23 protein-coding genes are annotated in these 20,097 nt (G+C 53.8%); 6 read left to right on the top strand and 17 right to left on the bottom strand.

Annotated elements, in window-relative coordinates; translation table 11 throughout:
- From nrdE to ACHHZ7_RS04555, 4 genes are all read right to left on the bottom strand, one after another.
- Positions 1-2,145 carry a class 1b ribonucleoside-diphosphate reductase subunit alpha gene (gene nrdE, locus ACHHZ7_RS04570; RefSeq protein ID WP_060683338.1) on the bottom strand — a complete coding sequence of 715 codons (2,145 nt, stop codon included), beginning with the start codon at positions 2,143-2,145 and terminating at the stop codon, positions 1-3.
- Positions 2,118-2,528, bottom strand: coding sequence for a class Ib ribonucleoside-diphosphate reductase assembly flavoprotein NrdI (nrdI, locus tag ACHHZ7_RS04565; protein ID WP_003825987.1), 411 nt, complete (start codon positions 2,526-2,528; stop codon positions 2,118-2,120). The genes nrdE and nrdI overlap by 28 nt, the downstream gene beginning before the upstream one ends.
- Positions 2,525-2,770 (bottom strand): glutaredoxin-like protein NrdH, encoded by a 246-nt coding sequence (nrdH, locus tag ACHHZ7_RS04560; protein WP_048236625.1) that lies wholly within the window; start codon positions 2,768-2,770, stop codon positions 2,525-2,527. Before nrdH ends, nrdI begins: the two co-directional genes overlap by 4 nt.
- 281 nt (positions 2,771-3,051) lie before the next feature.
- The gene (locus ACHHZ7_RS04555) at positions 3,052-3,483 is read right to left on the bottom strand and encodes a carboxymuconolactone decarboxylase family protein (RefSeq protein ID WP_060683339.1); all 432 of its coding nucleotides are present in this window, start codon (positions 3,481-3,483) and stop codon (positions 3,052-3,054) included.
- Positions 3,484-3,573: 90 nt separating this feature from the next.
- Between ACHHZ7_RS04555 and ACHHZ7_RS04550 the strand changes: the two genes are divergently transcribed.
- Positions 3,574-4,908, top strand: coding sequence for a PLP-dependent aminotransferase family protein (locus ACHHZ7_RS04550; RefSeq protein ID WP_060683340.1), 1,335 nt, complete (start codon positions 3,574-3,576; stop codon positions 4,906-4,908).
- A gap of 123 nt (positions 4,909-5,031) precedes the next feature.
- Positions 5,032-5,382, top strand: coding sequence for a DUF2002 family protein (locus tag ACHHZ7_RS04545; RefSeq protein WP_003037262.1), 351 nt, complete (start codon positions 5,032-5,034; stop codon positions 5,380-5,382).
- Between the two features lie 36 nt (positions 5,383-5,418).
- On the opposite strand, the gene alaE is transcribed toward ACHHZ7_RS04545, so the two are convergent.
- The gene (gene alaE / locus ACHHZ7_RS04540) at positions 5,419-5,868 is read right to left on the bottom strand and encodes an L-alanine exporter AlaE (protein ID WP_003037259.1); all 450 of its coding nucleotides are present in this window, start codon (positions 5,866-5,868) and stop codon (positions 5,419-5,421) included.
- 557 nt (positions 5,869-6,425) lie between these two features.
- On the opposite strand from alaE, the gene stpA reads away from it, so the two are divergent.
- Complete coding sequence (gene stpA / locus ACHHZ7_RS04535; RefSeq protein WP_008785604.1) at positions 6,426-6,827, top strand: DNA-binding protein StpA; 402 nt, start codon at positions 6,426-6,428, stop codon at positions 6,825-6,827.
- 36 nt (positions 6,828-6,863) lie between these two features.
- On the opposite strand, the gene ACHHZ7_RS04530 is transcribed toward stpA, so the two are convergent.
- From ACHHZ7_RS04530 to ACHHZ7_RS04520, 3 genes are all read right to left on the bottom strand, one after another.
- The gene (locus ACHHZ7_RS04530; protein ID WP_003825999.1) at positions 6,864-7,043 is read right to left on the bottom strand and encodes a hypothetical protein; all 180 of its coding nucleotides are present in this window, start codon (positions 7,041-7,043) and stop codon (positions 6,864-6,866) included.
- Between the two features lie 90 nt (positions 7,044-7,133).
- A complete protein-coding gene (locus ACHHZ7_RS04525; protein ID WP_060683341.1) occupies positions 7,134-7,661 on the bottom strand; it encodes a rhodanese family protein in 528 nt (175 codons plus the stop codon).
- 9 nt (positions 7,662-7,670) lie between these two features.
- On the bottom strand, positions 7,671-7,970 hold the full coding sequence (locus ACHHZ7_RS04520) for a helix-turn-helix transcriptional regulator (RefSeq protein WP_060683342.1): 300 nt from the start codon (positions 7,968-7,970) through the stop codon (positions 7,671-7,673).
- Between the two features lie 183 nt (positions 7,971-8,153).
- Here ACHHZ7_RS04520 and ACHHZ7_RS04515 point away from each other — a divergent pair, with 183 nt between their 5' ends.
- Together ACHHZ7_RS04515 and lysM are read left to right on the top strand one after the other, a co-directional pair.
- On the top strand, positions 8,154-8,312 hold the full coding sequence (locus ACHHZ7_RS04515; protein WP_003037242.1) for a YqaE/Pmp3 family membrane protein: 159 nt from the start codon (positions 8,154-8,156) through the stop codon (positions 8,310-8,312).
- A 95-nt stretch (positions 8,313-8,407) separates the two neighbouring features.
- Positions 8,408-8,857 (top strand): peptidoglycan-binding protein LysM, encoded by a 450-nt coding sequence (gene lysM / locus ACHHZ7_RS04510; RefSeq protein WP_003037241.1) that lies wholly within the window; start codon positions 8,408-8,410, stop codon positions 8,855-8,857.
- Positions 8,858-8,869: 12 nt separating this feature from the next.
- Here lysM and csiR read toward each other — a convergent pair whose 3' ends face one another.
- The 7 genes from csiR to ACHHZ7_RS04475 all read right to left on the bottom strand — a co-directional run bounded on the left by csiR (position 8,870) and on the right by ACHHZ7_RS04475 (position 17,045).
- Positions 8,870-9,556 carry a DNA-binding transcriptional regulator CsiR gene (csiR, locus tag ACHHZ7_RS04505; RefSeq protein ID WP_032944692.1) on the bottom strand — a complete coding sequence of 229 codons (687 nt, stop codon included), beginning with the start codon at positions 9,554-9,556 and terminating at the stop codon, positions 8,870-8,872.
- A gap of 45 nt (positions 9,557-9,601) precedes the next feature.
- Entirely contained in the window at positions 9,602-11,002 is a 1,401-nt protein-coding gene (gene gabP, locus ACHHZ7_RS04500; RefSeq protein WP_032944690.1) for a GABA permease, read from the bottom strand.
- Positions 11,003-11,149: 147 nt separating this feature from the next.
- Positions 11,150-12,433, bottom strand: coding sequence for a 4-aminobutyrate--2-oxoglutarate transaminase (gene gabT, locus ACHHZ7_RS04495; protein WP_060683343.1), 1,284 nt, complete (start codon positions 12,431-12,433; stop codon positions 11,150-11,152).
- Positions 12,434-12,458: 25 nt separating this feature from the next.
- Positions 12,459-13,907 carry an NADP-dependent succinate-semialdehyde dehydrogenase gene (gabD, locus tag ACHHZ7_RS04490; protein ID WP_060683344.1) on the bottom strand — a complete coding sequence of 483 codons (1,449 nt, stop codon included), beginning with the start codon at positions 13,905-13,907 and terminating at the stop codon, positions 12,459-12,461.
- 23 nt (positions 13,908-13,930) lie between these two features.
- Entirely contained in the window at positions 13,931-15,199 is a 1,269-nt protein-coding gene (lhgO, locus tag ACHHZ7_RS04485; protein ID WP_060683345.1) for an L-2-hydroxyglutarate oxidase, read from the bottom strand.
- Positions 15,200-15,216: 17 nt separating this feature from the next.
- A complete protein-coding gene (glaH, locus tag ACHHZ7_RS04480) occupies positions 15,217-16,194 on the bottom strand; it encodes a glutarate dioxygenase GlaH (protein ID WP_008785597.1) in 978 nt (325 codons plus the stop codon).
- Positions 16,195-16,442: 248 nt separating this feature from the next.
- Positions 16,443-17,045 (bottom strand): short chain dehydrogenase, encoded by a 603-nt coding sequence (locus ACHHZ7_RS04475; RefSeq protein WP_008785596.1) that lies wholly within the window; start codon positions 17,043-17,045, stop codon positions 16,443-16,445.
- A 98-nt stretch (positions 17,046-17,143) separates the two neighbouring features.
- Here ACHHZ7_RS04475 and ACHHZ7_RS04470 point away from each other — a divergent pair, with 98 nt between their 5' ends.
- Complete coding sequence (locus tag ACHHZ7_RS04470) at positions 17,144-18,040, top strand: LysR family transcriptional regulator (RefSeq protein ID WP_008785595.1); 897 nt, start codon at positions 17,144-17,146, stop codon at positions 18,038-18,040.
- Positions 18,041-18,131: 91 nt separating this feature from the next.
- On the opposite strand, the gene ACHHZ7_RS04465 is transcribed toward ACHHZ7_RS04470, so the two are convergent.
- Both ACHHZ7_RS04465 and ACHHZ7_RS04460 read right to left on the bottom strand, forming a co-directional pair.
- Entirely contained in the window at positions 18,132-19,646 is a 1,515-nt protein-coding gene (locus ACHHZ7_RS04465; protein WP_003826025.1) for a tripartite tricarboxylate transporter permease, read from the bottom strand.
- 10 nt (positions 19,647-19,656) lie between these two features.
- Positions 19,657-20,091: a tripartite tricarboxylate transporter TctB family protein gene (locus ACHHZ7_RS04460; RefSeq protein ID WP_095533105.1), complete on the bottom strand. Its 435-nt coding sequence runs from the start codon at positions 20,089-20,091 to the stop codon at positions 19,657-19,659.
- Positions 20,092-20,097 lie beyond the last annotated feature (6 nt).

Genomic DNA, 20,097 nt, shown 5'->3' with positions numbered 1-20,097 from the left:
TTACAGCGCGCATGACACGCAGCCTTCGATTTCGGTGCCTTCCAGCGCCAGCTGGCGTAGTCGGATGTAGTACAGGGATTTGATGCCCTTACGCCAGGCGTAAATCTGCGCTTTATTGATATCGCGCGTGGTGGCGGTATCGGGGAAAAAGAGCGTCAGTGAAAGCCCCTGATCGACATGGCGCGTTGCTTCAGCATAGGTATCAATGATTTTTTGTGGGCCGATCTCATAGGCATCCTGATACAAGGCCAAATTCTCATTGGTCATAAACGGGGCAGGGTAGTAAACGCGCCCGGTTTTGCCCTCTTTGCGAATCTCCACTTTCGACACGATCGGGTGAATGCTTGACGTGGCATGATTGATGTAAGAGATAGAACCGGTGGGGGGAACCGCCTGTAAATTCTGGTTATAAATGCCGTAGCGCATCACATCTTCACGCAGCTGTGACCACATCTCGCGCGTCGGCAGCGTAATGCCGCTGGTGGCAAAAAGCGTGCGAACCTTGGCGGTTTCTGGCTGCCAGTCGCCCTGCAGATACTGGTTAAAATATTCGCCGCTGGCGTAGCGCGACTGTTTGAATCCGGCAAAGGTTTGACCGCGCTCCCGGGCGATCTTCATTGACGTATTCAGCGCATGCCAGGTGATGGTATAGAAATAGAGATTGGTAAAATCCAGCCCTTCCGGCGAACCGTAGGCGATCCCTTCCCGCGCCAGATACCCGTGCAGATTCATCTGCCCAAGACCAATCGCGTGCGACGCGCTGTTTCCGGCCTCAATCGAGGGCACGCTGCGGATATGGCTCATGTCCGAAACGGCGGTTAAGCCACGAACCGCCGTTTCCACGGTACGACCAAAATCGGGTGAATCCATGGTATGGGCAATGTTCAACGAGCCGAGATTGCAGGAAATATCGTGCCCGGTCTGCGCGTAATTGAGATTTTCATCGTAGGTGGAGGCACTGTTAACCTGCAAAATCTCCGAGCACAGGTTGCTCATATTGATCCGACCGGCAATTGGATTGGCGCGATTCACCGTATCTTCAAACATGATGTAAGGATAGCCAGACTCAAACTGGATCTCGGCCAGCCGCTGGAAGAAATCGCGGGCGTTAATGTATTTTTTACGCACACGTTCGTCGGCAAGCAGTTCGCCATACCGCTCACTCACGGCGATATCACCGAACGGTTTGCCGTAAATCCGTTCCACGTCATACGGCGAGAACAGCGCCATTTGGGCATTTTCTTTCGCCAGTTGAAAGGTAATATCCGGGATCACCACGCCAAGCGAGAGCGTTTTGATGCGGATTTTCTCGTCGGCGTTTTCGCGCTTGGTATCGAGAAAACGCAAAATATCCGGATGGTGTGCGTGCAGATACACCGCCCCCGCGCCCTGACGCGCGCCGAGTTGATTCGCATAAGAAAACGCATCTTCCAGCATTTTCATTACTGGGATCACCCCAGATGACTGGTTCTCAATGCGCTTTATGGGCGCTCCTGCCTCGCGCAGGTTGGAGAGTAAAAATGCCACGCCGCCGCCGCGTTTGGAGAGCTGAAGTGCTGAGTTGACCGCCCGACCAATAGACTCCATGTTGTCTTCAATACGCAACAGGAAGCAGGAGACCAGCTCACCGCGTTGCTGTTTGCCGCAGTTTAAAAAGGTTGGTGTGGCGGGCTGAAAGCGCCCGGAGAGCATTTCATCGGTCAGCTGCATCGCGAGCGTTTCATCGCCCTGCGCCAGCGTGAGCGCCACCATCGTGACCCGATCCTCAAAGTCTTCGAGATAGCGCTTACCGTCGAACGTTTTCAGCGTATAGCTGGTGTAGAACTTCCATGCGCCGAGGAACGTCTGGAAACGGAATCCGCTGGCGTGGGCGTGATCGAATAGCTTCAGCACGAACGCGCGATCGTAGCGGGCTAACACGCTGGCATCGTAATAGCCTTCATCCACCAACGTTTCCAGGCGCTCCTGCTGGCTGGCAAACGCCACCGAGTTTGGGCGGACGTGGGTGGCAAAGAAGGCCTCCACCGCCTGATGGTCTTTGTCGAACTGAATGCGCCCGGCTTTATCGTACAGATTTAGCATGGCGTTCAGGGCGTGATAATCCAGCGTTGGCTGCATTACACGTTCTGCGGTTGTCGTTGCCAAAATTCGCTCACTCCTTTTCGAACGTTGTCGATATCGCTTTGGGTGCCCATCAGCTCAAAGCGATAGAGCCACGGCACGCCGCATTTTTGTGAGATGACATCACCCGCGCGACCGTAGGCGTCACCGAAATTACGATTGCCGGAGGCGATCACTCCACGGATTAACGCCCGGTTGTGCGTATCGTTTAAAAAGCGGATCACCTGTCTTGGGACCGCGCCAGCAGTGCCGCCGCCGCCGTAGGACGGCACGATTAATATGTAAGGTTCGTCTACCCGGATCCGCTCGCGTTCGTTAAGCGGAATGCGGATGGCTGGCAGCCCCAGACGCTGCATAAAGCGGTGCGTATTTTCGGAGCTGCTGGAGAAGTAGACGAGCTGACTCATGCGCTGGCCACACGGTGTTCCGGATGCAGACGGTTGATCATGTCCGGGCGAAACCCTGACCAACTGGTTTCACCCGCGACCACGACCGGTAGCTGGCGAAACCCTTGATCGCGCAGGCTATCAGCCAAATCGGGCTGTAAATCGACGTTTACCATCTCAAAGTCAAAACCACGGCTTTCCATTGCCCGTTTGGTGGCGTGGCACTGAACACAGTTATTGCGAGTGTAAATAATAATACGCATGATTCGTATTTCCATTTAAAAATAAAGGATCGGCGCGATAGAGGGCGTCGGGTTGTATGTGTCCTGATAGAAGAAATACTAGATGTAGTTTTAAAAAGATTCAACCATACAAGATATGGGAATTTTAGATTGATGATGAGCGGGGTGATGAGCGTGGCGGGGGAAGGCTAACGGGTGGTTATAAATTGCCCGATGGCGCTAAGCTTATCGGGCCTACGGGCAACAGGAGAGCACAACGTAGGCCGGATAAGGCATCTATGCCGCCATCCGGCAGCGCAAAATCACATGCGCATCCCCACCGCCAGACGGTTAAAGCAGTTCATCAGGCTAATGGCAAATGTCAGGTCGCTAATTTCTTTCGCGCTGAAATGGTCGAGCAGCGGCAGATAAACGTCATCTTCGGCGTGAGTAGTGGCAATCTGGGTGACCGATTCGGCCCACGCCAGCGCCGCACGTTCCTGCTCGCTGAAGTGGTGGCTCACCCGCCAGCCTGCCAGTGCGTCCAGTTTGGCCTGCGCAACACCGGATTTGCGCAGTGCTTTACTGTGCATTTCCAGACAAAAGGCGCAGCCGTTGGTTTGCGAGACCCGCAGGTAAATCAGTTCCGTCAACGTAGGTTCCAGCGCGCAGTTTTCCAGCGCTTGGCTTGCCTGAACCAGAGCGTTATAGATTTCAGGACTGAGTTCGTAATAGGGCTGGCGTAACATTGTCATGGTATTTCTCCTCGTTTGGATGACCCGCAATGTAGCACTATAATGGACTGCAACAGAGAGCCATATTGTTGCCAAAAAAGCAGACCATAAATGCCACGTTATCAGCAAATCGCCCGTCAGTTAAAAAACGCAATTGAGAAAGGCGAACTCAAGCCCGGTACCAGATTGCCCTCCAGCCGGACCTGGGCCCAGGAGCTGGGAGTATCACGCTCGACGGTGGAAAATGCCTATGCAGAGCTGGTGGCGCAGGGCTGGCTCGCGCGGCGTGGACAGGCAGGAACATTTGTCAGTGAGCAACTGCGACCAGAAAGGGCGCCTGCATCGCCTGCCATCTTCGCCGGAGAAAATCCCAGACCGCAACCTTTTCAGATGGGATTACCCGCACTCGATCTTTTTCCGCGTGAAGTCTGGGCACGGGTGATGGGACGGCGTTTACGCACCCAAACGCGTTTTGATCTGGCGGTGGGCGATGTATGTGGTGAACGGGTGTTACGCCAGGCAATTGTTGATTATCTGCGCGTTTCACGCAGCATTGAATGCCAGCCAGAGCAGATTTTTATCACTTCAGGCTATGCGGCATCAATGACGTTAATCCTGCGCGCTCTGGCGCATCCCGGTGAGGGAATGTGGGTCGAAGATCCCGGTTTTCCGCTGATCCGGCCCGTGGTGGCTCAGGAACGCATTGAGTTGATGCCGGTAGCGGTGGATGCCGATGGTCTGGATGTCAGCGCCGGGATCCGCGACTACCCGCAGGCGCGTTTTGTACTGCTCACTCCCGCACATCAAAGCCCTCTGGGGGTAGCACTGTCTTTGGACCGTCGCCACCAGTTGCTGGAGTGGGCGACTCGCGCGCAGGCGTGGGTAATCGAAGATGACTATGACAGTGAATTTCGTTACCACGGTAAGCCGTTGCCGCCGCTAAAAAGTCTGGATGCGCCTCAGCGGGTGATTTATGCCGGAACGTTCAGCAAATCGATGTTTCCGGCTTTGCGTACGGCATGGCTGGTGGTGCCTCTGACCCAGGTTGAACGCTTTCGCCAGCAAGCGGCGCTAACGGCCTGTAGCGTCCCGGTTCTATGGCAGCAAACGCTGGCGGATTTTATGCGAGACGGCCACTTCTGGCGACACTTAAAACGTATGCGACAGCATTATGCCGAACGACGACAATGGATGGAAAACGCCCTGACCGAACAAGGGTTTAGCGTCATTCCTCAGGAAGGTGGGATTCAACTGGTGGTGAGTGTAGACGGAGATGATATTGCGCTGGTGCGCAAAGCGAATCAGGCCGGGTTAGCGGTTCAGGCGCTAAGCCGCTGGCGAATAACGTCAGAAGGAAAGGGGGGAATATTGCTGTCATTTACCAATATCAGCTCGGCGGAAATGGCGCAACAGGCGGCCTACCAACTGCGGTTGGCGCTGACATAAATCTGTACGGTTCTTAAGATATTCGTCTCATCGTGTTCACTCGTTTATGGACTTTTCTGAAAGCGTTGCTAATGCTGAATCAGGTAAGGTAAGCCCGCAGTAAAAGATAACGAGGAAAATAATATGTATTTACGACCTGATGAGGTGGCGCGCGTACTTGAAAAAGTGGGTTTTACCGTTGATGTAGTGACGCAGAAAACGTACGGCTATCGGCGTGGCGAAAATTATGTGTATGTTAATCGTGAAGCTCGCATGGGGCGTACCGCATTAATTATCCATCCCACGTTGAAAGAGCGTAGCTCTTCGCTGGCGGAACCGGCAACGGATATTAAAACTTGCGATCATTACCAGCAATTCCCGCTGTATTTAGCCGGAGAGACTCATGAGCATTATGGTATTCCGCACGGCTTTAGCTCGCGTATTGCGCTTGAACGTTATCTGAGCGGGCTGTTTGGCGACGTTAATTCTAACTAATAACGCGACTGGCAGTGCCAGTCGCGAAGAAGCGTGTCAGGCTTTAGCCTGATGATAGCTGCTGACCTTAAACAAGCGGCGACAATAATCAAGAAAGTAGCCATAGACAGCGCCCATCAGCATTGACACCACGATGTTCGAACTTACTGCAGCCGTAATCTGATGCCAGTCTGCGCCAACCGTAAGCAGAATAATCACATACACCGGCGACTGGAAGGTGACATAAGCCAGCACATCCGCCAGATTTTTTGCCCATCCTGCCTGCGTGGCTTTACGGGCCGCGCGCATGAACAAATCACGATACATGCCGTATGGCCACGCGATCAGTATGTTGACAGGGATAGCGACTAATCTGGAATACAGCGACTGTTCGAAGCTCATTCCAGAAAGGAATATTTCGATCAACATGTTCACGACAGAACAATAAACAACCATCGCGAACGTGTCTGCTACTGCATGACGCAAGCGTGACTGCGGAGAGAACATGTTAATGCTCCTTGTAAAAAGGGGAAAAAAGGTTTTGAATACCTTAACTGCTAGTGATTTGTCTTGCTGCTTTCGCGTTTTAATAGGATATCTGCCTGGATAATAACTAGCAACTAGCTGAAAATTTTTATTTATTGTCTTTTTGTCGATAAAATGCTCTGTAATGGTTTGTTTTTTGTTCGTTTTGGTGTTTTCGTTGCTGTGTTAATTAAAGTCTTTTTAGATCAAAGAGTTATTGTTGCTTGTTTTTCTGAATTTTTTGCGCTCCTTTTCTGAATGTTGACTGATGTGCAATATGTATACTCGTTGGTTCCACGAGATGCCGTGGCTTGTTTCTTAAGTGACGCGCTGAGATACCTTGCAGGTATATTCAAAGCTGCAATCAGGGTAATAGAATATATTGTCTGGGCGATAGCAGAATGGATGCTATAAATATCAGAGTTGGCTATTTGTTTAATGATAAACGAATAAATTAGACTGGAAATATAATAGTCGGTTGCATACAATATTTAGCGTAATACCGTTTTTATGTTTTACGTTAAAGAGGTTTTGTTAATATGAGTTCAATGTTAAAAAACTTAAATAATATCCGCTCGCTGCGTGCAATGGCTCGTGAATTTTCCGTTGATGTACTGGAAGATATGCTTGAAAAATTCAGAGTAGTGACCAAAGAACGGCGCGATGAAGAAGAACAGCTACAGCGCCAACGTGCGGAACAGCAGGCAAAAATTAATGCCTTGCTGGCGCAGATGCAGGCAGACGGGATCAGCCCGGAGGAGCTGCTGAGCATAACACCTGCGACGGCACGTTCAGTTAAAAAACGCCAACCGCGCCCGGCGAAATATCGTTTTATCGATCTCAATGGTGAAACGAAAACATGGACCGGACAAGGTCGCACACCGAAGCCAATTGCCCAGGCGCTGGCGGCCGGCAAATCTCTTGATGACTTTTTGATCTAATTGCGAAGGCGGTGAGGAGATCCTCACCGCTTATTTTCAGCAAACGCCGAAATCACCCTCTTCGGTATATCGCGTGACATCAGCTGCTTTCAGCGTGAATTTATCACCGCTTTCATTACTGGCTTGTACCGCCACAATTTGATCGTCATTGACTTCAACAACCTTCAGTTTTGGACCGCCCATACGCGGTTGAACCAGATCGCCAGGTTTAAACATATTGTTGCGCTCCTTTATTTATCATTTATCGCAGAACTCACCATAGATCACGTCAACCGGCGGGTACAGTGCTGTTTCAATGATTACCGCTTAATGAGTACGTCGGTTCCAGGGCATGATGTCCAGTAATCGCGCCATACCGCAAAAGCCGGTTACGCCAGCGAGTATCAGCCCGGCGCCCACAAAACCGCTCAGCAGGAAGAAGGCGCTGCTAACGCTATAGCCCAGAATAACGCCGAGTAGGGCAAGGCTGCCTGCGGCTATCTGCACCTGACGCATCAGCGGTAACGGTTGTGAACTGTCTTTCGCCACCGGCAAACCTGCGGCTTTCCAGCCGTCAATTCCACCTTCCAGCAACCAGACCTGCGCGGGTGCGGCGATGGCGCTCAGTTTTGTTGCCGCATTTTGTGTACGTTTGCCTGACTGGCAGTGAAAAATCACCTGCTCGGCGCGTAAATTCGCTGGCAGCGATCCCTGCTCAAGCGCGGGTAATGGCGCCAGATGTGCATCAGGAATATGCTCGTGCAGATACTCGTCAGCATCGCGGATATCAATCAGTTTTGCACCCTGCGCGACCAGTGTCTGCGCCTCGCGTGGGGAAATCGTCCCAATAGTCATGATGGCTCCTTATGGGCAATACAGTGTTTTTAATGTGGCGATCAGCGAATTCACGGCCGCATTTTTAATGGAGTAGAGGATGCGCTGGGCATCGCGCTGGCTTTCTATCAGACCTTCTTCACGCATACGCGCCAGATGCTGGGAAGTGGCGGAAGGACTAAGGCCGGTAACACGGGCTAACTCACCCGCGCTGGTACCGGGTGAACCACAGAGCATGCACAAAATCAGCAACCGTTTCGGGTTACTCATCGCTTTTAGCAGGGCGGCAGCCTGTTCAGCGCTGTCCTGGAGTTGTTCAAGTTCAGTCATATGTATTTAAGCGTTGTCTAAATTAAGTGTATTCTAAAATAAGTAACCAACGTACGCCAGCGTAAAGAGCGTAAAGGAGGGTAAAACAGCCGCGGAGTACTGGTAGAGTTGGGTAGAATGGCTACTCTTAGAGATAAAATCTCTTTTTAAACAATGATTAATTTTTGCTTGTAGGGAGTGTGCATGGGTTTCTGGAGAATCGTTTTTACTATTATTCTGCCCCCGCTTGGCGTGCTGCTGGGGAAGGGGTTCGGCTGGGCATTTATCCTCAATATCGTTCTGACGCTGCTGGGCTACATCCCAGGTTTGATCCACGCCTTCTGGATACAGACGCGTAATTAATTCCTTTCTACTACGGCGCTTCGGCGCCGTTTTCTTTGTGTCCCTTTCTCCTCTGCTACACTTTTGGGTGTTGATTGTTAATTACCGAGGTGGATATGGGACTCTTCAATTTCGTAAAAGATGCAGGTGAAAAACTGTGGGATGCGGTCACTGGAAACCATGACACAGCCGATCTGGCAAAAAAAGTGCAGGAACACCTGAACAAAACCGGCATCCCTGATGCGGATAAAGTGGACGTGCAAATTAACGAAGGCAAAGCCACTGTTTCTGGTGATGGATTAAGTCAGGAAGCAAAAGAAAAAATTCTGATCGCGATTGGTAATATCTCTGGTATCGCCAGCGTAGATGATCAGGTTAAAACCTCTGCACCCGCGAGCGAAAGCCAGTTTTATACCGTGAAATCTGGGGATACCCTGAGCGCTATTGCCAAACAGGTTTACGGTAATGCCAACCTATATAACCAGATATTTGAAGCGAATAAACCAATGCTAAAAAGCCCGGATAAAATCTATCCTGGGCAGGTTTTACGTATTCCGGAACAGTAATGTTATTTAGGCTTATTGCGTCAGTAATTTACCGGACATAGCCTGTTGAATAATCGGAATCGGCGTCAGCAAGTGCTGGCGCATTAATTCGCTGGCGCACGTGGCATCACGTGCCAGAATCGCTTCGGTCAGCGTCTTGTGCTGATCGTGTTTGTCTTCCAGCATTTCAACCGACAGCACCGTTTTACGTAGCCAGATAAACCGGTAGCGCGCCGCCAGAGAGAACAGCCGTTCGCGCATTTGCAGCAGATATTGTGAACCACAGCCAGCGACAATCGCCGAGTGAAATGCCTGATGGCGCTGATCCCACTCGTCGAGCATCTGTTCGCTGGCGTCAATGGCTTCAAGCTTACTGAGCATATGCGCGCGCGCCAGAATTTCAGCTTCCCAGGCGTCGTCGCCGCGTTCAATGGCCAGCGCGACCAGCATGGCTTCCATATTGGCGCGGGCATCGAAAATATCGAGCAACTCCTGCTCTGACATCGGGGCGACACGATACCCTTTCTGATTAACTACTGTCACTAACCGCTCGGCAACTAACTGCGAAAGCGCTTCGCGCAGCGGTCCCACGCCTAGCTCATAGCGTGAGGTTAGCAGACTCATACGCAGTTTTTCATCAGGCTGATACACACCGCGGATGATGTCGTTCTTCAGCCAGCGGTATCCATCAATGGCCGTCGGTTGGGGAATGGCGGTCATGGTCATACTCCTGAAAGGATTTCCCGGCCTGCGCCGGGAACAGGTTTAATGCGTATTTTGCAATGGTGCTTTTTGCCACGATAGCAGTTTTTTCCAGCGTGACATAATGGGCACGGTGCAAATAATTCCTATGGCTAACAACCCGGTAGAGATAACTTCCAGCTGTTGGGCCGGGCGAAACAGCATGACCACCAACACAAAGATAATAAACGCGATGACCAGCCAGGTAAGCCACGGATAGAGCCACATTTTCAGTTTAATTTCACCGCCTCGCGCCAGCAGGATTTTGCGCATCCGCAGTTGAGAAACGGCAATGACCAGATACACCAGCAGCGCGATGGCACCGGAGCTGTCGATCAGGAATTTAAATACCTTGGCCGGGGCGTAATAGTTGACGATGACGGTGAGGAACGCAGCACCTGTCGACAGTAACACCGCCACATAAGGCGTTTTGCTGCGGTTCGTTTTACCCATAAAGGCGGGGGCATCGCCACGGCGGCTAAGGGAGTAGAGCATACGCGATGACGTATACAGTGCGGAGTTAAGACAGCTGGTCACCGACAGTAAAATGACGCAGTCCATGATCAATTTCGCGTGCGGGATATGCAGTAGCTCCAGCACCGAGCGATAAGAACCGACTTCTTTCAGGCCCGGCATGTTCCACGGGATCAGCGCCACCACCACAAAAATAGAGCACAGATAGAAGATAGAGATACGCCAGATAACCGAGTTGGTAGCGCGAACGATATGTTTATCCGGGGTATCGGATTCGGCGGCGGCGATGGTAACTATCTCTGCGCCCATAAAGGAGAACATGGTGATTAACATCGCGCTGATCACGGCGCCAAAACCGTTGGGCATAAAGCCGCCCTGATCCCACAGGCGTGAAACTCCGCTAACCTCGGCATAAGGGTAGAAACCGCTAATCGCCGCCGCACCGAGGGTAATAAACGCCAGAATGGCAACCACTTTGCACAGCGCCAGCCAGAACTCGAACTCACCGTAATTTTTGACGCTCAGCAAATTACTGCCGGTTAACGCCAGCGTGATAACCAGAGAAAACAGCCAGATAGGAATACCTGGTACCCAGGAGTGCAGAATGATGGCGGCGATATTCGCTTCCAGAGGGATAACTAACACCCAGAACCACCAGTACAACCAGCCGATGGTATAACCTGCCCACGGGCCAATGGCCTTATCGGCGTAAGTGGAAAACGAACCGGTATCCGGGGTGGCAACGGCCATTTCGGCCAGCATGCGCATAATCATCACCACCAGCAATCCGGCGAACAGATAGGCTAATAATACTGCGGGACCGGCTTCTGCAATCGCCACACTTGAACCGACGAACAGACTTGCGCCGATTACCCCGGCAATAGACAGCATGGTGACGTGGCGTGATTTCAGCCCGCCCCCTAAATCATGTGATTGTGACACTTGCCCCATCTTTAAACCTCGTTATTGTTATTGACGTCGCTTCCTGCACCTTACCCGTAGGCCCGGTAAGCGTAGCGCCACCGGGCATCACAACATTGCCGGATGGCAGCGCTTGCGCTTTATCCGGCCTACAATTTCCCGTTTTTACTCGGGGGTTTAACCCTGCTTTGCCTCGGCAAAACACTGGGCGATAATGTCCAGCCCCTGGCGGATTTGAGCATCTTCAATGGTCAGCGGGACAAGAATGCGCAGCACGTTATAGTAAGGTCCGCAGGAGAGCAGGATCAGTCCTTTCTCGCGTGCACGCGCCACCACTTCCGCAGTCAGTTTGGCGTCTGGTTTCGTGTGGTCGCCGTTTTCGAACAGTTCGATAGCAATCATCGCGCCCAGCCCGCGTACGTCGCCAATCTCGCGATGGGTTTCCGCGATAGCCAGCAGGCCTTCGCGCAGGGTTTGTCCCAGCTCGTTGGCTTTTTGCAGCAGATTTTCCTGTTCGAAAATGTTCAGTACCGCCAGCGCGGCGGCACAGGCAATTGGGTTACCGGCATAGGTACCGCCCAGACCACCCGGTGGGATTGCGTCCATGACTTCGGCGCGTCCGGTCACGCCTGCCAGCGGGAAGCCGCCGGCGATGGATTTGGCGAAGGTGGTGAGATCGGGCGCAACGCCCATCTGCTCCATGGCAAACAGCGTACCGGTGCGGCCCGCACCGCTCTGTACTTCATCGGCAATCAGCATGATCCCGTGTTCGTCACAAATGGCGCGCAGCCGTTGCATAAAGGAAGGAGAGGCCGCGTAAAAGCCGCCTTCGCCCTGAACGGGTTCAATCACGATGGCGGCGACGTCTTCTGGCGCGGCATCGTTTTTGAAAATGCGGTGAATGCTGGCGATAGCATCATCTTCACTGATGCCGTGCAGAGGGCAAGGATAAAGCGCGCGATACACGTGGCCCGGCATCAGCCCCATTCCGGCGGAGTACGGATTGACTTTCCCGGTCAGTGACAGGGTGTAGTGGGTACGACCGTGGTAAGCGCCGCTAAAGGCGATAGTCCCCGTACGCTTGGTGGCGGCGCGGGCGATTTTCACCGCGTTTTCTACCGCTTCAGAACCGGTGGTCACCAGCAGGGTTTTCTTGGCGAAATCACCCGGCACTTTCTTATTCATGATTTCACACAGCTCCAGGTACGGCTCATAGGCCAGCACCTGGAAACAGGTATGGGACAGCTTTTTCACCTGCGCTTCTACCGCAGAGACGATCTGCGGATGCAGGTGACCGGTGTTCAGCACCGCAATACCGCCAGCAAAGTCGAGGAATTCCCGGCCTTCAACGTCCCAGACCCGACAGTTTTCTGCCCGCTCGGCAAAAATAGGGTGGATCTGTCCTACGCCACGGGGAACGGCGTTGCTGCGACGTTGCATAAGTTCTTTGTTGGTGCTCATCAGGTGTTCTCCAGTATTTGTTTTATTAAAGGCCGATGCACATATATTTGATTTCTAAGTAGTCTTCGATGCCGTATTTCGATCCTTCACGGCCAAGACCGGAGGCTTTTATCCCCCCAAACGGGGCGACTTCGTTGGAGATAATGCCGGTGTTAATCCCGACGATGCCGTACTCCAGCGCTTCGCCAACGCGGAAGACGCGGCTTAAATCACGGGCATAGAAATAGGCGGCCAGACCAAACTCGGTGTCGTTGGCCTGAGCGATGACGTCAGCTTCGTCTTTAAAACGAAACAGCGGAGCCAGCGGGCCGAATGTTTCTTCTTTGGCGACCTTTGCGTTATCAGGCACATCCACCAGAATGGTGGGTTGGAAGAAGTTCCCGCCGAGCGCGTGAGGTTTACCGCCCGCGATAATGCGCGCGCCTTTATCCAGGGCATCGGCGATGTGTTCCTGCACTTTGGCTACCGCTTTCTCGTCGATCAGTGGTCCGGTGGTGACGTCAGGTTGCAGACCATCGCCGAGGCGCAGCTTGCTTACCGCCTGCTGGAGTTTTTCGGCAAAACGCTCATACACGCCGTCCTGCACGTACAGGCGATTGGCGCAGACGCAGGTTTGCCCGGCGTTACGGAACTTCGATGCCAGCGCACCTTCCACGGCTTTATCGAGATCGGCATCGTCAAAGACGATAAACGGCGCATTGCCGCCCAGCTCCAGCGATACCTTTTTGATGTCTTTGGCGCACTGCTGCATTAACTGACGGCCAATTTCGGTTGAGCCGGTAAATGACAGTTTGCGCACCAGCGGGTTGCCGGTCAGCTCGTTACCAACCGCGCTCGCAGAACCTGTCACCACGCTGAAAACGCCAGCCGGGATCCCGGCGCGATTAGCCAGTTCTGCCAGCGCCAGTGCGGAGTAGGGAGTCTGGCTGGCGGGTTTAAGTACCATCGTACAGCCTGCTGCCAGCGCCGGACCGGCTTTGCGGGTGATCATCGCCGCCGGGAAGTTCCATGGCGTAATCGCGGCGGTAACGCCGATCGGCTGCTTAATGACGATCAGGCGTTTATCAGCCTGATGGCCAGGGATCGTATCGCCATAGATGCGTTTGCCCTCTTCGGCAAACCACTCAATAAATGAGGCTGCATAGGTGATTTCGCCTTTGGCCTCCGCCAGCGGTTTACCCTGTTCCAGGGTCATCAAGCGGGCGAGATCGTCCTGATGCTCAATCATCAGGTTGAACCAGCGGCGCAGGATATTGGCTCGCTCTTTGGCGGTCAGCGCACGCCAGGCCGGCAGGGCGCGGTTAGCGGCGTTAATCGCTTCGCGGGTTTCATCTGCCCCCATTTTAGGTACGCTACCCAATTGCTGACCGTTGGCGGGATTGGTCACCGCGATGGTCTCGCCGCTGTTGGCGTCACGCCAGTTGCCGTCGATCAGTGCCTGCTGGCGAAATAAGGTTGGATCGTTAAGTTGCATGATTGCTTCCTGTCTTAATCGGTTTAACGGGTAAATGCGGCGTGTAATGTCTCCACGCTACGTGCCGCACGCAGCGTGCGTCCGGGGTTACTCTGGTTCTCCAGCAGCGCATGAACTTTGCTGACAATATGTGCGCCGATAGGGATTGCCGACGTTGCTGCCGGAGAAGGGGCGTTACAGGTGTGAATTGAGCGTGGCGTGGTGACAAACAGAAAATCGTCGATAAGCTTGCCATCAGGTGATACCGCCTGTGCCCGTACGCCCGCAGGCCACGGTTGCAGATCCTTAAGCGTCAGGCTCGGGCAGTACTTTTGTACCAGCTGCAGATAACCGCTTTTGCACAGCGAATTCTTCATTTCACCAAGCCCTGAGCGCAGGTTGTTTTGCAGCACGCGGCGAATACCAGAAGAGCCGAGGATCTCCAGCGTATCGCTGAGCGAGAAGTCACGTTTACGGTAGCCTTCACGTTTAAATGCCAGTACCGCGTTGGGGCCGACGGTGACGCTGCCGTCAATCATCCGGGTCAGATGAACGCCGAGAAACGGCATCGCCGGGTCGGGGATGGGGTAGATCAAATGGTTAACTATCTGATTATGTTCTGGCGCCAGGCGGAAATATTCGCCCCGGAACGGACAGATGATAAAGCCAGGTTCAACGCCGAGCATTTTTACCAGTCGGTCCGCCATCAGGCCAGAACAGCTAATCAGAGTCGCGCCTTCATATTCCTGGCCCTGACGGGTACGGACAATCACGCCCGCAGCATGCTCTTTCAGCGCGCTGACCTCGGCGTTGTAAATAATCTCACCGCCTTTGGCCTGGAAAATCTTCGCCATCGCGGCGGTGACTTCGCGGTAGCTGACAATCCCGCTCGACGGGACAAAAATGCCGCCCAGTCCGGTGATATTGGGTTCACGCTCGCGAAGTTCCTGCGCATTCAGCCATTCGCGCTCCAGACCGTTAGCGGCGGTGCGATCCCAAAGCGCGCGCATGCGCTCCATTTCCAGAGCGGAGGTGGCAACCAGCATTTTTCCGCAGACGTCGTAGCGGATGCCGTTTTGGTCGCAAAAGGCTTTTGTGGCGCGATTTCCGGCCAGGCAAAACTGTGCCTTCAGGCTGCCGGGGGTGTAATAGACCCCGGCATGAATGACGCCGCTGTTGTGGCCCGTCTGGTGGCAGGCCGGGCCGGACTCTTTTTCCAGTAGCGCGATTTTGGCGTCCGGATAGACATCAATCAGTTGCATGGCGGTCGACATGCCGATAATGCCGCCGCCAATAATCACAAAATCATACATCCGCTTTTCCTTCGCGCTTACTGATGGGTCTGGTAGTGGTTGGTCGCGTACGCAAAATAACCACGCTGGCGCATCAGTTCGCGGCGCAAGTCCGGATGCGAAGTGAAACGATCGCGGCCGTGCAGCCAGAACAGGTTGTTGATCAGCAGGAATTTACCTACTGAAACCGGAACGGAAATAATGCTCTTGCTGGTTTCCAGCGCATCGGACAGGTCGCTCAGCCAGACGCCTTCTTCATAGTCTTTTGGCTGGACGAACTGGTCGATGTAGCGCATTACCGGGCGGCCCTGCTGGTCAACGTCAAATACCGGATGGAACACTTCCTGACTGACGTTTTTGCTTGGCGGTGCGGCAAAGCGCATGGCGCGACGTGCCAGAGGATGGGTAAAGTACTGATCCAGATGCTCCCAGTCGTCGAGGTGCAGCAGCAGCGAGTTACCGCCGGTCATGTTCTGCTCGTCGATCTTCATCATCAGCACGTAATCGGTGATTTCTTCGAGGTAGGTTCCGTCGTTGTGCAATTCCATTACTCGGTGAGGCTGGCGCAGATAGCTGTCTGAGTTATCGACGTTTTTCACCACAAAACGTGCGTAATATTGACCGCTCATCGCATCAAAATTAGAGCGTCCGATGAGGTGCGCTACCGCCGTTGCCAGCTTGACCATCTCTTCCGCCTGCGCCACGTCGTCTACGCCAACGGCATTGATTAGCAGTGCGCCTTCGGCACGATCGAGCAGGGTTTTCAGCAGCAGGGGCTGTAACTGATTGCCGCACAGGTCGTCGAGGATCTTGCCCACTTTGAAGCGCAAGAAGGATTTGTATTCCAGCGCCTGAACCGGCCACTGCACGACGGCCTGCAGAAATTGCTCAGTGGTCTCAGCAGAAAAAGTCAGCTCCAGCAGGCGTGGGGATTGGGCTGACGGTTTCAGCGTGAAACCGCTGTAGTGCTGGGCTGGATCTTCAGCGTTCGGTTTTACGGCAGTCAGTGCGTTCATCAAATCGTTCCTCTCAGTAGATTGTCAGGGAGATATGGCGCAGCTCGTTTCGTAGCCATAAATTAAAAATATCTACATTTTTGAAAAACGCGCACAGAATGAGCTTGTTTGTTTATTATTTGTGATCAAAAACAACAAATATTTAACATTATGAAAGATGTGGGTTAATGCGAGGGAAAAGATAAAGTATTTTAAAACAGTGGGTTAATCACGCTGCCGTTGGTGATGTGTCAACGGCAGCGGCAAAGTCAGTAACCGACTTTATAAATACGCCCGGTTTGGATGCCTTCCACACTGCGGCGGTAGGCGTTGGCGACGGTGGTGGCAGGCACGCTTTCAAAGCCCGGGAAGAAACTGTCGTAAGCTTCGGCGGACTCACTCAGCACGGTCGGACTTATCAGGTTAATGCGTTGACCATGGCCCAGTTCACAGGCCGCGGCGCGAACAAATCCTTCCAGCCCGGCATTGATCGTTGCGGCGTTTGTCCCCTGGGCGATGGGCTCGTGGGCGATAATGCCGCTAATTAACGTTATCGATCCGCCATCATTCAGGAAATGCTGCCCGGTTAATGCCAGGCGTATCTGGCCTAATAGTTTATCCTGAAGCCCCTGATTAAAGTCCTGGTCGGTCATGGTCGACAGCGGCCCAAAGAACAGATTACCGGTGGCGGAAACGATCGCATCTACCCGACCGACTTTTTCAAACAAGGCCTCGACACTCTCCTGCGAGGTGATATCGACCTGGTAATCACCCTGAGTGCGACCCACGCGGACCACCTCATGTTTACGGCTCAATGCTTGCGTAACTGCGCGACCCACTGTACCACTGGCACCAATAATGACGATTTTCATAACCACCTCCGCAATAGTGTGAGCCGCTATTCTTTAATGAAAATGAAATCAGATAAACTGGCTAAAAGTTAGATGATTACTAACCAGGGGTTTGTAATATGGATAAACTGCGCGGCATGGAAACGTTTGTCGCCGTGGTGGAGAGTGGGAGCTTTACTTCTGCGGCGACGAGGCTCGAGATGTCTGCGGTGATGGTGGGAAAATATATCAACCAACTGGAAGCGCAGCTCGGTACGCGTTTGCTGGAGCGCAATACGCGCCGCCAGAGTCTGACCGATGCCGGACGCGTCTATTTTGAAGAAGCCCGTCGCGTGCTGGAGCAGGTATCGATAGCCGAACGTTCGGTAGAGCGTCTGCGGCTGGCACCTGCGGGGACGCTGCGCATTAGCGCGCCCACTTCTTTTGGCGCTTGCGTGATCTCGCCGCTGGCCGCTGCGTTTTTACAGACCTGGCCAGAGGTGCGTATTGAACTGGATCTCACCAACCGGATGGTTGATCTGGTGAATGAAGGTGTCGATCTGGCGATCCGCATTGGCGATATCCATCAGACTGACGTGGTGGCGAAATACCTGTGTCCCTACCGTATGGCAATTTGTGCTTCGCCAGATTATCTTGCTCGCCATGGCACCCCCCGGACGCCCGCGGATCTGGTGGATCATCTGTGCCTGTCTCATACCGTGTGGACGGCTCGAAACGAGTGGATACTGCCTGGCGTGACGGGGGAGGTCAGATGGAAGCGCGATGCGATCCTGCGCTGTAACGATGGTCATGGCCTGCGTATGGCGGCAGTAGCGGGGGCTGGGCTGTTATTGCAACCTGAGGTGCTGCTGGCGCAAGAACTGGCTACGGGGAAATTGATTCGGATCCTGGAAGGGTTTACGCCGCAGCCGCGGCCAATTCATTTGCTGTGGCGACAGGATTTGCGTCCGTTGCCTAAGCTGACACGGTTTGTTGAACATGTGCTGGAAGGAACGCAGGGGCTGCGCGGAAAATAAAAATGCCGGATGGCGTTGCACTTATCCGGCCTACAACCGAGCCAAATTGTAGGCCGGATAGGGCGCAATAGCGCCGCCATCCGGCATATTATTAACCGATATCCACCTGCGGTTTGCTGTTGCGTTTACGGATCATGCGCAGCACCGGCGGGACCACGATAACCAGTACCGCCATCACCAGCAGCACTTTCGCCACGCCGCTGGCCCACAGAATATCCATACTGCCGTTACTGATAGACAACGCCCGGCGCAGGTTCTGCTCCAGCATTTCCCCGAGAACGAAGCCCAGAATCAATGGCGACATTGGGAAGTGCATTTTACGCAGGATGTAGCCCAGCACGCCGAGGGCGACCATCAATACCAAATCGAAGGTGGTGCTGTGAACGGCGTACACGCCAACCGCGGAAACTGCCGCGATAGCCGGTACCAAAAACCACAGCGGGATGGTCAGCATGCGGGTAAACAGACCGATCAGCGGAATGTTCATCACCAGCAGCATTACGTTAGCAATTAGCAGCGCCGCAATCAGCCCCCAAACGATATCCGGCTGCTCGGTAAACATGGCTGGCCCCGGGGTGATGTTGTACAGCGTCAGCGCGCCCATCATCACCGCCGTGGTACCGGAGCCCGGCACGCCGAGCGTCAGCATCGGAATAAAAGAGCCGCAGGCCGAGGCGTTATTGGCGGCTTCTGGAGCCGCTACGCCACGAATATCCCCCTTGCCAAAGCTGTCGCTGTTGCCGCTGAGCTTTTTCTCGGTCATGTAGGTGATGGCACTGGCAATGGTGGCGCCAGCGCCAGGCAGAACGCCGACGAAAAAGCCAATCACTGATGAACGCAGGGTGGCCCCTACGCACTGTGCGCCTTCTTTGGCGTTGAACAACATGCGGCCCGTTTTACGCACCAGCGTCTGGCCACTGCTGGTATGTTCCAGCATTAACAGTATTTCAGAGACAGAGAACAGCCCAATCACCACCACGATAAACTGCACACCGTCGGAGAGATGGACACTGTCAAAAGTAAAGCGATAAACCCCGGTGTTGGCGTCTACGCCGACGGTCGCAAGTCCGAGACCGATAAGCGCTGCCAGAAATGATTTCAGCGGATTTTGCGCCATCATGCTGCCGAGACAGGCAATGGCGAAAACCATTAAGGCAAAGTATTCCGCCGGACCGAAGGCCAGCGACCATTGGGCTAACGCCGGGGCAAACAGAATGATGCCCCCGATGGCGATAAGCGAACCAAAGAAAGAGCTGACCGCCGAGATAGAGAGCGCCACGCCGCCGCGTCCTTGCTGCGCCATCGGGTAGCCATCCAGCGCGGTCATAATCGCCGCCGCATCGCCAGGAACATTCAGCAGGATGGAGGAGATGCGCCCGCCATATTCACAGCCTATGTAGACCGTAGCCAGCAGGATCAGCGCGGATTCTGCGGGCAGATGCAGCGCAAAGGCCAACGGCAGCAGAATCGCCACGCCGTTGATCGGCCCAAGGCCAGGCAACAAACCCACAATGGTGCCGACAAAACAGCCTATCAAGGCGATGACCAGGTTTTCCGGCGTCATTGCCACCGCGAAACCCTGAGAAAGATAAATCCAGGTATCCATCGTTTCTCCGTTAACCCAGCCAGGCGCCGAGTGGTAAGGTGACGTCAAGCAGTCGGTCGAAGGCAAACCACAGCAGAATGCCGAGCACCGCGCCGGAAATACCCGCAGCCGGGATGGTTGCGCCGAACAGCATGCCAATCACCACGGTGAGAATGGCGGTGGCGATGGGAAAACCGAGCCACTCAAAACCCCAGGCGTACATCAACAGAACAATGACCATCGTCAGCAGCTTTTGCAGCACGTGGCGACGGGGCCAACTGATGGTGTCCGGATGGCGCAACAGCAGCGCCACGGCGCAGACCAGCATCAGACTGATAATGCCAAGCGGGAAGGGACGCGGTCCTACGGGTTCATAGCTGTATTCGCTGCTGATTTGCCAGGCCACGAACAGCCCGGCTATGCAGAGCAACAGCCAGATACCTGCGAAAATACGATCGCTCATCATCTTTGC

The sequence above is a fragment of the Citrobacter freundii complex sp. 2024EL-00216 genome, from assembly GCF_043945515.1.
Taxonomy (GTDB): domain Bacteria; phylum Pseudomonadota; class Gammaproteobacteria; order Enterobacterales; family Enterobacteriaceae; genus Citrobacter; species Citrobacter portucalensis.
The sequence above is the reverse complement of the archived record's forward strand: the minus strand, read 5'-3'. Positions and strand labels throughout refer to the sequence as shown.